The sequence below is a fragment of the Mesorhizobium sp. B2-4-7 genome, from assembly GCF_006442685.1.
Lineage (GTDB): Bacteria > Pseudomonadota > Alphaproteobacteria > Rhizobiales > Rhizobiaceae > Mesorhizobium.
The window spans coordinates 283,828-297,410 of the sequence record NZ_VFVH01000007.1 but is presented as its reverse complement, the minus strand read 5'-3'; the positions used below and the strand labels follow the sequence as shown (position 1 = coordinate 297,410).

Annotated in this window: 13 protein-coding genes and 3 pseudogenes; 14 read left to right on the top strand and 2 right to left on the bottom strand. The window is 60.5% G+C overall.

The features are described from left to right. Window positions 1-149: 149 nt before the first annotated feature. The 3 genes and pseudogenes from FJ946_RS20510 to FJ946_RS20500 form a co-directional block, all read left to right on the top strand. Window positions 150-401, top strand: coding sequence for a type II toxin-antitoxin system Phd/YefM family antitoxin (locus FJ946_RS20510; RefSeq protein ID WP_140522731.1), 252 nt, complete (start codon window positions 150-152; stop codon window positions 399-401). Window positions 402-403: 2 nt separating this feature from the next. Next, entirely contained in the window at window positions 404-847 is a 444-nt protein-coding gene (locus FJ946_RS20505) for a type II toxin-antitoxin system VapC family toxin (protein ID WP_140522733.1), read from the top strand. 171 nt (window positions 848-1,018) lie between these two features. After that, window positions 1,019-1,639: pseudogene (locus FJ946_RS20500) on the top strand (ISNCY family transposase); the annotation flags it as partial. Window positions 1,640-2,003: 364 nt separating this feature from the next. On the opposite strand, the gene FJ946_RS20495 reads toward FJ946_RS20500, so the two are convergent. Next, window positions 2,004-4,628 carry an EAL domain-containing protein gene (locus FJ946_RS20495; RefSeq protein ID WP_140523374.1) on the bottom strand — a complete coding sequence of 875 codons (2,625 nt, stop codon included), beginning with the start codon at window positions 4,626-4,628 and terminating at the stop codon, window positions 2,004-2,006. A 211-nt stretch (window positions 4,629-4,839) separates the two neighbouring features. On the opposite strand from FJ946_RS20495, the pseudogene FJ946_RS31275 reads away from it, so the two are divergent. From FJ946_RS31275 to FJ946_RS20460, 9 genes and pseudogenes are all read left to right on the top strand, one after another. Then, window positions 4,840-4,982 (top strand): annotated as a pseudogene (locus FJ946_RS31275) (IS630 family transposase); the annotation flags it as partial. A gap of 403 nt (window positions 4,983-5,385) precedes the next feature. After that, the gene (locus FJ946_RS30820; RefSeq protein ID WP_181165398.1) at window positions 5,386-5,541 is read left to right on the top strand and encodes a hypothetical protein; all 156 of its coding nucleotides are present in this window, start codon (window positions 5,386-5,388) and stop codon (window positions 5,539-5,541) included. 21 nt (window positions 5,542-5,562) lie between these two features. Next, entirely contained in the window at window positions 5,563-6,459 is an 897-nt protein-coding gene (locus tag FJ946_RS20490) for a LysR family transcriptional regulator (protein WP_140501511.1), read from the top strand. Window positions 6,460-6,644: 185 nt separating this feature from the next. Continuing rightward, window positions 6,645-7,243 (top strand): annotated as a pseudogene (gene wrbA / locus FJ946_RS20485) (NAD(P)H:quinone oxidoreductase). Beyond that, the gene (locus FJ946_RS20480; protein ID WP_224647543.1) at window positions 7,195-7,869 is read left to right on the top strand and encodes a DUF1003 domain-containing protein; all 675 of its coding nucleotides are present in this window, start codon (window positions 7,195-7,197) and stop codon (window positions 7,867-7,869) included. The pseudogene wrbA and the gene FJ946_RS20480 overlap by 49 nt, the downstream one beginning before the upstream one ends. Window positions 7,870-8,018: 149 nt before the next feature. Beyond that, window positions 8,019-8,624 (top strand): sulfite oxidase-like oxidoreductase, encoded by a 606-nt coding sequence (locus tag FJ946_RS20475; RefSeq protein WP_140501506.1) that lies wholly within the window; start codon window positions 8,019-8,021, stop codon window positions 8,622-8,624. After that, window positions 8,617-9,363 carry a ferredoxin reductase gene (locus tag FJ946_RS20470; protein ID WP_181165397.1) on the top strand — a complete coding sequence of 249 codons (747 nt, stop codon included), beginning with the start codon at window positions 8,617-8,619 and terminating at the stop codon, window positions 9,361-9,363. Before FJ946_RS20475 ends, FJ946_RS20470 begins: the two co-directional genes overlap by 8 nt. Before the next feature lie 250 nt (window positions 9,364-9,613). Continuing rightward, complete coding sequence (locus FJ946_RS20465) at window positions 9,614-10,300, top strand: antibiotic biosynthesis monooxygenase (RefSeq protein WP_140522735.1); 687 nt, start codon at window positions 9,614-9,616, stop codon at window positions 10,298-10,300. Between the two features lie 161 nt (window positions 10,301-10,461). Then, window positions 10,462-10,956 (top strand): OsmC family protein, encoded by a 495-nt coding sequence (locus FJ946_RS20460; protein ID WP_140522737.1) that lies wholly within the window; start codon window positions 10,462-10,464, stop codon window positions 10,954-10,956. A 183-nt stretch (window positions 10,957-11,139) separates the two neighbouring features. Here FJ946_RS20460 and FJ946_RS20455 read toward each other — a convergent pair whose 3' ends face one another. After that, a complete protein-coding gene (locus tag FJ946_RS20455; RefSeq protein ID WP_140501500.1) occupies window positions 11,140-11,685 on the bottom strand; it encodes a carboxymuconolactone decarboxylase family protein in 546 nt (181 codons plus the stop codon). Window positions 11,686-11,798: 113 nt separating this feature from the next. On the opposite strand from FJ946_RS20455, the gene FJ946_RS20450 reads away from it, so the two are divergent. Both FJ946_RS20450 and FJ946_RS20445 read left to right on the top strand, forming a co-directional pair. Further along, the gene (locus tag FJ946_RS20450; RefSeq protein WP_140501498.1) at window positions 11,799-12,746 is read left to right on the top strand and encodes a LysR family transcriptional regulator; all 948 of its coding nucleotides are present in this window, start codon (window positions 11,799-11,801) and stop codon (window positions 12,744-12,746) included. 192 nt (window positions 12,747-12,938) lie between these two features. After that, window positions 12,939-13,529, top strand: coding sequence for a peroxiredoxin-like family protein (locus tag FJ946_RS20445; protein ID WP_281405129.1), 591 nt, complete (start codon window positions 12,939-12,941; stop codon window positions 13,527-13,529). The last annotated feature ends 54 nt before the right edge of the window (window positions 13,530-13,583 follow it).

Sequence of the window (13,583 nt, the reverse complement as noted above, 5' to 3'; positions counted from 1 at the left end):
CCCAGCCTCCATCCGCTGGCGATAAAACCGGACAACTCACGTGCTACCTAATCCGGACAACTCATCTGCTTACGACAGTTGGGCTACGGCCTTCTTGTCAAGGCTCGCTCCATAAGCTATATGACTACTTTGGTCACAGGGCTGTCAAGATGAAAGAGATTCAGCTTAAAGACGTGAAGGCGACGTTCTCGCATGTGGTCGACGAAGCGGTTGCAGGCGCACCGACGGTTGTCACCCGTCACGGCAAAAGAGAGGCTGTCGTAATCAGCTATGCGGACTACGAGCGCCTTTCCCGTGTGCCATCGCTGGGTTGGTTGCTTACAAACTCGCCCTTGGAGGACGGCGACCTGCCAGCGCGAAGCCGAAAGCCCGCACGGGCTCTGCGTGACCCGGCGTTTTGACGTTGTACCTTCTGGATACGAATGTCGTCAGTTTGCTCGCCCCCTCGAGACGCAGGACACCCTCCGATGAAAGACTAGTTGCCTGGATCGTCGACAGATCCTCCGACCTTTGGCTGTCCGTCATCACCTCGGCTGAGATCGAGGACGGTATTGCGAACGCCAAGCGAACCGGTGCCACCAAAAAAGCGGCCGCGCTCGCTGAGTGGTGGGGAGAAATTCGTCACTACTACGGTAGCCGCATTCTGCCTCTTGATCTCGAGACGGCAACGATAACCGGGCAACTTATGGCAGTCGCCCGCGGAGCTGGCATCTCTCCCGGTTTCGAGGATATCGCGATTGCTGCCACAGCCACGCAACACGATCTAATCGTGCTCACGGACAATGAAAAGGATTTCAGACCGCTCGGAGTTCGGTATCAGAATCCGTTCATCGGGCTTCCCGGTTAGCTTGTCCAATCGAAATATTGAAGTTCACATAAGTATATGAATAGTAATCACAAATGTTAGTTCCATAATACATGTTATGCGACTTATGGGTATTGCCGCAAAATAGAAATGTCTTGATTCCGCAAAGTAGGAATGTCGCCCTGCTCGCCGATGAGCGAGGGAGACGGCGGGTTGGGACTGATCTTAATGAGCGAGCGCGAGCTGCAACGCATCGAGGTGCTGTCGAAGGTTTTGGAGCGGCGCATGACGGTTGTCTCGGCGGCGCATGTCCTGGATATGACAACGCGCCAGGTCCAGCATCTGCTGAAGGCGTTCCGGACTGAAGGCGCCGCGGCACTTCGGCACAAGGCTCGAGGACGACCGTCGAACCATCGATATGTCGCCGGCATCGGTGAGTTGGCGGTTCGGCTGGTTCGGGAACACTATCTCGACTTCGGGCCGACCTTGGCGGCCGAGAAGTTGGCGGCGAACCACGGCCTGATCGTGTCGCGAGAGACGTTGCGCAAATGGATGGCGGAAGCCGGAATCTGGCTGTCGCGCAAGCAGCGCCGGACATTCCATCAGCCTCGTTTGCGTCGAGAATCTTATGGCGAGCTGGTGCAGATCGACGGCAGTGATCACCGTTGGTTCGAGGAGCGGGGCGATCCATGCACCCTGCTCGTCTTCATCGACGACGCCACGAGCAAGCTCCAGCAGCTTCGCTTTGTGAAGTCGGAGAGCACCTTCAGCTCCTTCGAGGCGCTGGAACTCTATCTGAAGGCACACGGCTGCCCAGTCGCATTCTACTCCGATAAGCCCCAGTCCCCTGGTCGATCATGAGAACCTGAAAGAACCTACCCGGCCTGTCGTATCCGAAGTGAGCCGCGAGCCTTCGGTTCTGCTTCCTTCCCTTCGAGAAGCTTAAGGATGTGACCAATCTCCAAAAGCTTGCCAGTGACGCCAGCGGCTATCGCCTGCGTCATGCGGCGCGAGGCATCAATGCGTCGCTCAATTGTAATACCTGGAATGGAGGCCACCGGGCTGGCGTGAGCCTCTGCCTTGTTAGAAAAGCCATTGGTCTGGCGCGTGAAATGGCGCTAGTACATCCGCTTGGTCATGCGCAGGGGCCGCAAACGGGGGTTGGCGGGCGCCGATGCTCGTCGCGCGCGCGCTGATCTCATGATGCTGCGAGCATTCGCCGGTTGTTTAACAACTTCGTGATGCCGTGTGCGGTCATTGGTCGGCTCAGCGCATAGCCTTGCAAGATGTCACAGCCTAAATTCTTGAGGACCTTGGCCTGCTGCATCGTCTCGACACCTTCGGCGATGACCTCCACGCCCAAGGACCGGCCAATCTGCACAATCGATTGTACGACCTCTCGCTGCTGGGCTGACCTGGCGATTGGACCAACTAGCTGGCGTGCAATTTTCAACCGTCGCGGTTGAAGCTTGAGCAAGCTGACAATCGACGCATGGCCGGTGCCGAAATCGTCAATTTCGATGTCGATTCCGAGTTCCTTGATCTGGTTGACGTTCCAGATCATAAGCTCATCGTTGTCGTCGAGGAAGATTGATTCTAGAAGTTCGAACGAAACGGTTCCTGGTTTTATCGAAAGTGACGTCAGGCTGGTGATCAGCTCCTCGTCCTGAAGCCGTCTCGCGGAGACGTTCACCGAAGCGCGCGGAACCAGGAGGCCGGCCCTCTGCCAGCGATCAAGGTCGTGGAGGGTTTGTTCCAGTACTAGTCGGTCAATAATTGAAACGACATTCAACTCTTCAGCAATCTTGAGGAACCCGGCTGGCGTCTGAAGTCCGTCGGCGGGATGGTTCCAGCGCGCCAGCGCCTCAACGCCCGCAACCTCCAGCGTTTTGGCATCGAACTGTAGCTGGTAATGTGGAACAAACTCGTTGCGTTCCAACCCTGCGAGGATCTCGTCGGCTACCCGTTTGGTCCGGATGATCTCAGAGTGGAGGTCCTGGGTGAAGAACTCATATCGATTGCGTCCCCGACTCTTGGCCCGGTAAAGGGCTATATCCGCGTTGACCATCAGGCGTGGGCCGTCGATGGGACCGTCCGCATCGACTGCGATCCCGATGCTAACGCCGATACGGCATTGATGGTCCTTGTAGGGAATCGGCTGCCGCAATCTATGTATGATGCGGTCGGCCAGCTGTTTAAGCTGATCAGTTGAGATATCGCGTCTGCAGACTACCACAAACTCATCGCCTCCGACTCGGGCAACGAAGTCTGATGAGCGAACAGTTGATGTCAGCTCCTTTGCGGTATGGATCAGCACGGCGTCGCCGATGGCATGGCCGAGCGTGCCATTTATCTGTTTGAAACGATCGAGATCAAGATGCAGAAGCGCGGCGCCGCTGCCAGGCGTTGAGCCTGTGACGGCGTAGCTATCGAGCATCGTGTCAAGGTGGCGGCGATTCGGAAGGCCGGTCAGTGAGTCGTGAAGCGCCGTATGCTCATTGCGCGCTGTCGCCGCCTCAAGCTCAGCACTCCTCGTTTCGGCGAGATCCTTTGCCCGTTCCAGTTCCCGTGTCTGGATCACATCCGCCGTCACGTCCCATTCCGCGCCAACCATTTTGTGATCGGTGCCGTCCCTGTAAGTCTTGGCACGCACGCGGACGTGTCGGACAACTCCATTGGGAAGCACCACACGATATTGCGAAGAGTATATGCCGGTTGCGATCCCTTGCGCGAAATCCCGCTTAGCCTCGTCGAGATCGTCAGGGTGGATCGATCTTGACCACTCTTCGAAGGTTCTTGGTTCGCCATCTGCTGACTTGCCATAGATTTCGTTCAGGCGGTCGTCCCAGAATATAATGTCCGAGTCGAGATCCTGCTCCCAGACGCCAATTTGCGAGGCGTCAAGCGCAAGCTCCAGCCTCTCTGAAAGCTGTGCCAGTCGTCGTTCGCCGCGGCGCAGATCGGCGTAATGCTTATACCGCTGATTGAGAAGCCGCCCCGCAAAGACGATCGGAACCACGACCAGGGCGCCGCCGATGAGCATTGTTAGTCGCAAAATCCAGGCGTTGCGGGGCGTGGTGTTCCAGCCACCCTTGGGAATGGCGGAAATTTGCCAAGATCCTGTCGGCAACCGCACCTCGGAAGTGACGGGATCTTGTTCCGTCACGTACGCGGGACCGTAAAATCGCGCCCCGCTTCTCCCGAGAGCGTCCTTACCTGTCAGAGCGATTTCGATTGGCAGGTTCTTGTCTAAAAGACCGCTGTCCGCGTACAGCTTCGGAACGTCGATCACGGCGGCCACTATGCCCCAGAACGTCTCGCGAGGGCCGTCACGGTCAAGGAAGACAGGAAATCGCCCGATGAATGCCTGACCTCCTTGTTTGAGTTCTACCGGCCCGGCTAACACCAGTTGCTTGTTATCGCGTGCCCGAAGTACTGCTTCGCGCAGCTTTTCGTCTTCGCGGAAGTCCAGCCCTATCGCTTTTTCATTGCCTTCCCTCGGATACATCAACGAGACGACCAGGTCAGGGGCGCCGGCAATGTTTCTGATCTGTGTCTTCTCGCGAAAGAGGCTCTTTGCCAGTTTGGCAAAGCGAGCTTGGCTCATGTTCGGTTCAGTAACGATCGTCGCGACCAGACCACGCGCCAGTTGAAGGTCTCCGTTGACATTACCCTCAAGTTTGGCGCGAACGAGGTTCATCTCCTTCGCAACGTCAACGCGCAATGCCTGCTCGGTTACAATGCTGTTTTGATGGTCCGCAAAAATTCCGGCAGTTAACAGCACCGCAAGGGCGATCACTGCCGGAAGACTGGTCCAGGTCATCAAGGTGCGGAAGCGCTGATGAATAGCAAATGGCAAGATGGAATCTCGGTCGCCCTGATTTCCAGTTGGCGCAGGATATCGGAGCCGACTTAATCGAATCTCTTCGCCTCTACTCAAAATTTATAAAAGACACCTGGAAGACTAACGCGTATCTGGCGTGCGCTGATCTCGCCAGCAGGCGCTTGCGTTTGGATCCTCGCAGACCGGGCCCGATCCCCAGTGCCTGTTCGATGAGCCGTGGATCAAGGCCAACATGGCTCGCTGTCATGTTGGCGGCCGAAGTGGAAGCGGCTGTGCGCCCTGGCTCCGCGCGGCCATTGGCGCACCCTGACCTTCCGTGGCGCGCTGCGCTGTATGGGTGCGCGGCTGCTCCACGAATATAAGGCGATCAGCGCGGCCGGCATGGACTAAGCGGCGCCCCGCGGCAAAAAGATAATCAGCGGCCAGAGCTAACGACCGCACCTGAGCGACGAGCGGTTGAATGATACCGGCGTTTCGCGGTTTGACACCAACTGCGCTGCGCGCTGAATGAAGAGGCGCGCTGAGATCAGAAGCGTGGGGGCGGCTCGTAGCGAGGGACCGTGACTTCCTAATCGCAGGGGATATTGCCGCCGACATCCCATAGCGCCGCCAGGAGCACGCAAACTACCTACTCTCATATGCCGAGAGGCGGTGTCTCACAGATAGACGATTATGTTGAGAGTCGATAGGCACTACTTCCCAGGTGTTGCAGAGCATGGTGCCGCTGAGGAGACCGATGAATGCCTGGAAAGCCGCACTCGCGACCGCAGTCGGCCTTTTTCGCTTCCAACGAGCACGGGGGTTTGGGGTCGCCGCCGTCTGCGCTGCGGTGGCGGTGGCCGCCGCGCTCGATACGATCCTGGCCCTCGTGCTGGATCCGACCTCCGTGTAGCCCGCCGCGAGCCACCAAGTGATGAACGACCGACTCTCAGCACTCAGACTGTTTGCTCGCGCCGCGCGCGTCGGCAACTTCTCCCGTGCCGGGCGCGAACTTGGCCTGTCGCAGCCGTCCGCATCCAGGCTGATCGCTGCGCTCGAGGAGGAGGTCGGCGCGACGCTTTTTAGCCGCACCACGCGAGCAGTGACGCTGACCGAGGCCGGCGCGACGTACTTGATGCGCGTCGAAACGATCCTCGCAGCGCTCGACGATGCCGACCACGAGGCGCGCGGAACAGGAGAGTTGCGCGGCTCGCTTCGCGTCGGCACGCCGACAAGTTTCGCGCTCAGGGAGATCATCCCGCGGCTTGGCGCGTTTACGAAGCAGCATCCGGCGCTGAAAATCGAGCTCCGAGTGACGGACCGCTACCCAGACCTCGTGACTGAGGGCCTCGACGTGTCGTTGCAGTTCGGCGCCCTCCCCGACTCCAGCGCGATGGCGCGCAAACTCATCCACCAGCCAAGGGTACTCACGGCCTCGGCAGGCTACTTACAGGAGCGCGGCACACCCACGATGCCGTCGGATCTCGTGCACCACTCGGTGATCATCAGTCCAGCGCATCCCTCGCCGACTTTCTCCTTCCGCAAGGGCGGCCGCATCACCTCCGTGCGCGTTGATAGCGCGCTCTCGATCACCACCAACGAAGTAGCCACGGCAAGCGCTGTCGCCGGGTTGGGGGTCGCCGCATCGAGCGAAAACAGCGCGCGGGCAGAGCTCGACGCCGGGAAACTTGTTCGGGTGCTGCCCGACTGGGATTTCGGCTCGATGGAACTGAATGCGCTCTTTGTCAGCGCAAAGACCATAAAGCCCGCCGCCCGTGCGTTTACCGACTTCCTTCTCAGGGAACTCCGCGCTGCAGACGATCGACCATAGGATTGCAGCGATAGCGCGGCATTCCCGGCAGTTATTGATACGATACGTTTACCCTTCCTGCCCCGAAACTTAATGCTAGCAAAGCAAGCACCCGACCGGACGCCCTCGCGCCGGAGGTTTTCTGCATGCTTCGAAATAGCCGAAGACGCGTAAGCGGGCGGCGGTCAATACGATGAACGGCTCCCATGGCCAAAGTGCTAGTACTCTACTGCTCCTCCTACGGGCACATCGAAAAGCTCGCACACGAAATCACCGCGGGCGCGCGCGAGGCGGGCGCGTCCGCCGACGTGAAGCGAGTGCCTGAACTTCTATTTCCGGAGGCGCGAAGGCAGCCAACGACAACCTCGACCAGACCGCTCCAGTCGCGTGCATCGACAACCTCGCCGTGTAGGACGCGATCGTCTTGGGCGCAAGCAGGCGCTGCGGCAGGATGTCGTCCCAAATGGCAAGTTTCCTCGACCAGGCTGGCGGCCTATGGGCGAAGGGAACCCTCAATCGCAAGGTCGGCGGCTCCTTCGCGTCATCGACGACGCAGGATGGCGGCCAGCAGACGACGCTGTTCACCATCATCACCAATCTGCTCCACTTCGGCATGACGGTGGTCGGAATGAACTGCGGGTTTGCCGGCCAAAGGAAAGTCGATGAGATCGCCGGCGGTACGCCTTACGGCGCCACGACAATTGCCGGCCCCGACGCGCAGCGGCCGCCGACCGAGAACGAGCTTGCCGGCGCCCGGTGCCGGCGACGAGCCATCGCGGATATCGCCACGAAATTTCACGGCTAAACGACGCGATCAAAAACGCGGTGGGGCGCTGGCGCGTCGACCGTGCAATCAAGCGGAACGGTGCTGGCAACGTGGAAGAGAAGGTGGAAGACCAGGACGGCATGGAACAAGCCGAGCATGACCTGCTCGCCGACCTCAGGCGAGCGCGTCGCTCATTTCGTCTCCAGGACATGGATGAGTCCGCGGCGGCTGCGTGCCTGACGCCCGGGCAAAGGATAGCTGACGCCGTCGCCAGCGTCATGGGATCGTGGAGTTTCATCATCGTGCAAAGTGCGATCCTGGTCGTCTGGATAGGGGCCAACCTAGTCAGCGCGATCAGGGGCTGGGACCCCTACCCGTTCATCCTTCTCAATCTCGCGCTTTCTTTCCAAGCGGCCTACGCCGCGCCAGTCATCATGATGAGCCAGAACCGGCAGCAGGACATCGATCGCAAGGCCGCGGAGAATGACTACCGCATCAACGTGAAGGCGGAGCTCGAGATAGAGTTGCTGCATGAAAAGATCGACCAACTACGTGAGCGCGAAGTCCTGAAGCTGACGGAGGCCGTCAGGATGCTGACCGAGCTGCTGGAGCAGTCGGCGTCGGGCGCACGCGAGGCCGATGCGGAAGGCGGACGGCGATCATAACGCCCGGCTATCGACTTCATGGCGTGACGTCATTTCCCATTCGCGGCGCGGAATACTATGTTACGCCGGTACCTTGCTCATCCGGCGCACTACGGCTTGGCGTTGCGCGGGACGACGCTCTTTTTACCTGCCGAGGAAGGATGTCCGCCATGGTTACTCGCGGTTTTACCGGCCGCCAATCCGGATCGGAACTATCGGATCGGATTCCCCCGGGACAGCACCTCGTCGACAATTTCCCGGTGCTTACGGCCGGTCCCACGCCGAGGATCGAGCCCGCGGACTGGACATTCACGCTAAAGGTCGGACCTCGTCCGGTCAAAGCTTGGAGCTGGTCGGAGTTCAACGCCCTCCCACGAACCAAGATGACGCGAGACATCCACTGCGTGACCTCCTGGTCGAAGCTCAACACCGCGTGGCAGGGCGTGGCCGTCGACGATATCCTCGCCGACGCCGGCCTCAGCGCACCCACTCCGTTTGCGCTCGCCCATTGCTACGACGGCTACTCCACGAACGTGCCACTGGCGGACCTCGCGACGGGCAAGGCGATGATCGCACTCGAGTACGAAGGCCAGCCACTGCCGCGCGACCACGGGGGGCCGGCGCGGCTCTTCGTGCCGCATCTCTACTTCTGGAAGTCGGCGAAGTGGGTAAACGGGCTTCAGTTCACCGAGCGCGACGAGGCCGGCTTCTGGGAGCTGCGCGGGTACCACATATACGGGGATCCGTGGCGCGAGCAGCGATACACGAATGACTGAAGCGATTGGCACAACCGCGCGATGGCAGAGCTGCGCGATTGTCGAGATCGCGACGAGAACGCCGGCTATAAAGAGCTTCTTTCTTCGCCTATCCGAACCGTTCGAGTATACGGCCGGACAGCACGTTGACGTGCGGCTGACTGCACCCAACGGCTACACTGCCATGCGCAGCTACTCGATCGCGTCGGCCCCGGGCAATTCCAAAGTGATCGAGCTGGCGATCGAGCGCCTCGCGGACGGCGAGGTCTCCCCGTTCTTCCACGACGTCGCTCGAGCAGGAGATATGATCGAGCTTCGCGGGCCGCTTGGCGGTCACTTCCTCTGGCCGGGACCGACAGCGAAACCGCTGCTCTTGATCGGCGCGGGCTCCGGCGTCGTGCCGCTGATGGCAATGATCCGGCATCGGAAGGCCAGCGGCGAGCCAGTGCCTGTCGCGCTGTTGCTCTCCTCCAGGACCTGGCGTGACGTGCTTTTCAGGGACGAGCTCCTCGAGCTCGAGAGGTCGCTTCCCGATTTCGCACTCGCCCTGGCCTTGACGCGCGAGCCGGCGATGCGCAGCAGCGACTTCAGCAGGCGGATCGACGCGGCGATGGTCGCCGACGTCGCGGCACGTCAGCCTGTCTCTCCCGGCAGCGTCTTCGTGTGCGGGTCGACTGCTTTCGTTGACATCGCGGCGGACGCGGCGCTCGCATTGGGACTGGAAGCGAGAGCGATCAAGGCCGAACGCTACGGCGCTTGAGGGACCGTTCCTTTCGTTTTGCGAGAGCATAATTTTCGCAAACGCCAGATTATCCGTGCGGCCTGCAGCGACTTTAGTGGTTGAATGCGAGGACCCGCGCAGTGAATGAACGGGAGCCACTGGGGTGCTGTCCAAGGCGACCGATGTCGACGGCTGGAACGTCTTCTGCCGTCAAGAATATGTGCCTTTGTCGGGCCATTTCGACATTGGGACTGACTGCGTCGAAGCACTCTAGAGACGGGATACGAACATGTTTTCAGTGATTTTCGAAGTCCTCCCCAATAAAGAGAACTGGGATGACTACCTCGACAGCGCCAAGATGCTGCGCCCCGAGCTGGAGCAGGAAGAGGGCTTCGTCGACAACATCCGCTACAAGAGCCTGATCCGCGAGGGCTGGATCCTTTCGCTTTCGAACTGGCGGGACGAGAAGTCGCTCGTGCGCTGGCGCACCCGCAGGCATCATCACGAACTCCAGCAGAAAGGCCGCGACGAAATCCTCGCCGACTACCACCTGCGCGTGGGTCAGATCACTGCCGACAATCAGCTGCCGACGGGGTACGCCCTCACGGAGCAAAGGCTCGATGAGACTGAATTTGGGGAGGGCACGACGGTTACGCTGATCAACGCGACTCGCCCCGCGCAGTGGAAGCAAACCAACAACCCGTACGATTGTGCCGAGTGGCTTGGCCTGAATCCGTGGGCCGCCGACAGCACGTTCTGGGACATCTTTGACGCCGTACTCACGCCCGGCGACCTGATTCTCCTCATATCGTGGAAGAACGCCGCTGCCGCGCAGGCTTATGAGGACGCTTCTGCGCCGAATAACAAGGCCAGGATCCGAAGAGTGCGGATCGTGCGCGACTACGGAAAGTATGACCGTCGCGAGGCGCCTCAGTACTACGCGGATGCCGAAGGTGGCGAGACCCTCCACGCCTGATACCCACTGTCGGGAACCGTCGACCCGCAGCGTGATAAACCCTACGTTCGCAAAAGTGCGGGCCGCGGGGGAGCCAGGTCGCGCTCGCGAGGCCGTAGCTACGATACCTGGTCAAGGCGGGCCTGCCAAAAGGCCCTGTCGAAACCTGAAAGGAAAGCACGATGACGAACTCGAATGATGGCGCTCCCCACCCGCAGGCCGTGGTAGGCGGCGATCTTGACGGCGCCGGCGCGCTCAACGGCCGCGCCGGCGCATCGGAATTCTCCATTGGCGGCCTCAATGGGAGGGGCGGCATCACGGCCGGGGCAAACCCCTACGAGCTGCTCAGCGCTTCGCTCGCCGCGTGCACAGCGATGACGATACGGCTGCAGGCGCGAAGGCGGAAATTCCCGCTTTCTCATGTCGAGGTGGCTGTTTCATATCACCACGGCATCGAGGGCAGCCGCGACTCCTTCGAGCGTTCCATCCGGCTCGAAGGAAACCTGAGCGACGAGGAACGTGCCCAACTGATGCAGGCCGCGGACATGTGTCCGGTGGGGCGGACGCTTGGCCTCAGCGCCGACATCCGCACGAACGACAACGTCAGCGTCGGGCGAGCGGCTAGCTATGACGACGACTTGCGCAAGCTTCCGATCCCGAACATCGACCCCGACTAGAGGCATAATGCCGAAGAATGTGAAGCGGTTTTCGGGCAACACCATGCTCAACTTCTCCGATTTAGAGACGAATTCAGATTTCAGGTCGATTCGACCTGAAATCATCTGCTAGCGGGCCGCGAGGTAGACGGCGAACGCATCGGCATCGTCGCGTCGAGCGCCGGAGAGCGGCGTCACCTGGCGTTAGACTGCCTTCGCGGGCCTCACCTCCGGAAAATCAATCGGGGTCCGCACTGCATTGTTCACGAAGTTGGTCAACAGGAACTGAGCAGTCAGCGCGATCATTTCGAGGGTACTAGCATCCGTCCAGCCCGCATCCTTGACCGCCGCAAACTGGGCGTCGGAGAGTTTGCCGCGCGTCTCGATAAGCGCCTTCGCGAAGGCGACCGCAGCTTGGCGCTTGGAGTCGCTCGATCGGCCCTGCCGGTTTAGATCGATTTCCTCCGGAGGGATCTTCGCGAGGTTCGTTGAGACATAGCTGTGCGCTGCAAGGCAATAGTCGCAGCCATTTGCCTCCGAAACCGCGAGCGCGATGCCCTCCCGGGTCTTCAGATCGAGGGCCTTGGACAGCGACCCCATCAGACCGGCCCAGCCGCCCAGAACGTTCGGACTGATGGACATGAGGCGATAGTGGTTCGGTACGAAGCCGAGCATCTTGTTGATGTTGTCGAGGATTGGCTGGGATTCGGCAGGCGCGTCGTCGCGACCCGGGATAGCGATGCGGGACATTTCTTCTCCGTTGGACTCTGGCCGGCTCGGTTTTTGAATTGCTGTGGTAGCCTCTGCCGTTCGGCGCCATAATTGCCTAATCGTGAGAAATGGCCTCTCGGAGGGTGAGAGAAATGGACCGGTTTGAAGCAATGTCGCTTTTGGTAAGGTCGGCGGAGGCCGGCAGTTTCTCCGCGGCAGGCCGTCAGCTCGGCGTCCCTCTACCGACCGTCAGTCGGAAGGTCGCCGAATTGGAGACCCACCTCAATACCCAGCTGCTGGTCCGATCGACGCGGAAACTGTCCCTGACCGAAGCGGGGCTCGCCTACGTCGCCGCCTGCAAACGCATCCTGGAACAGGTCGAGGAAGCCGAATCGCAGGCCTCTGGGGAGTACACAGTCCCGCGCGGTACGCTCACGATGACCGCGCCTATTGTCTTTGGGCGCTTCCACGTAGTGCCTGTCGTGAATGAATTCCTCGCGCGTTTCCCGCAGATCAGCATTCAACTGACGCTCACCGATCACACGATCAACATCGTCGACGAGCACATCGACCTGGCCGTCCGCGTCGGCATGTTGCCCGATAGCACACTCGTCGCGACGAAGGTGGGCGAGATCAGGCGTGTGGTGTGCGGCAGCCCCGACTATTTCGCCGCCCATGGCGTCCCGAAAACGCCTGACGACCTGGCCGAGCACATGTGCGTGACGTTCACGGCACTCGCAGCTGGGATGACGTGGGTTTTCAAGCCGCGCGGCAAGGCGACGAGGAGCGTGCGTCCCTACTGTCGGCTGAAGATCAACACGGCGGAGTCCGCGATCGACGCGGCGCTCGCCGGCGTCGGCGTGACGAACGTGCTCTCTTACCAAATCGCGAGGCCTGTGGCCGCGGGGAAGCTCAGGATCATCCTGGAGGACTACGAGCCTGACCCGATCCCGGTGCATCTGGTGCACACCGGACAGGCGATCCTGCCCCTCAAGCTGCGGCGCTTCATGGAGTTCGCCGCTTCTCGGCTGCGCAAGTCGCTTGCGGCCGACCTGGCCAAGCTCTCCGCGCCAAAGATATGCGCAAAAACGACGAAGTAGCCAACTCTCTCTCGGGCGATCATTCATGCATGAGAAAAATAACTCAAACTCGCGCGGCAAGACTACCGGAGCCACGCTGCACCAGCGATTATGCTAGTGGCATGCCGGGCCGCGCGCGACGAGCCGAAGATGTTACTCCAAGACGAATTGGACGCCGTTAGAGCCGAGGATTTGGCCAGGACCCCGCCGAACGTGACGCTGGTTCGGCAACGGGCGGTGGAAGCGCTTGCCACATCCGGATTGGCCGAGCGGGCCGCGCAGGCCGGGGATCAAGCCCCTCCGTTCCGGCTGCATGATGGGCATGGCCGGGCATTCTCATCATGCGAGGCGCTGCGTCGAGGCCCGATGGTTCTCTTCTTCTACAGGGGGAGATGGTGTCCCTACTGCACAGTCGACCTTCGCGCGATCGAGGCGTGCTCTCACGACATACGCAGCCTCGGCGCCTCGCTGGTTGTCATCTCACAACAGACGGCCCACAACAGCCTTGAGACGCAGAGGTGGAATGCCCTTTCATTCGCGAGCCTGGTCGACGCGGGTGGCAAGGTCGCGCACGCTTTCGGCCTACGCTGGAGGGCCTCCGACGAACTGCGTTTCGTCGAGAAGGAATGCGGCATAGATCTCGCGACCTTCAACGGCGATCCGAGCTGGACGTTGACTATGCCGGCCCGGTACGTCGTTGCGCCCGACGGAACGATCAAATACGCCGATATCAGTGTCGACTATACGCGACGCGGCGACCCGTGCGATCTGATTCCGGTCCTCGCCAACCTCGCTGCGCACTAGCCGCTTTCTGGGGCTCCAGAAAGCGTGTCCGGGCGTCCAAACGAATAGACCCGG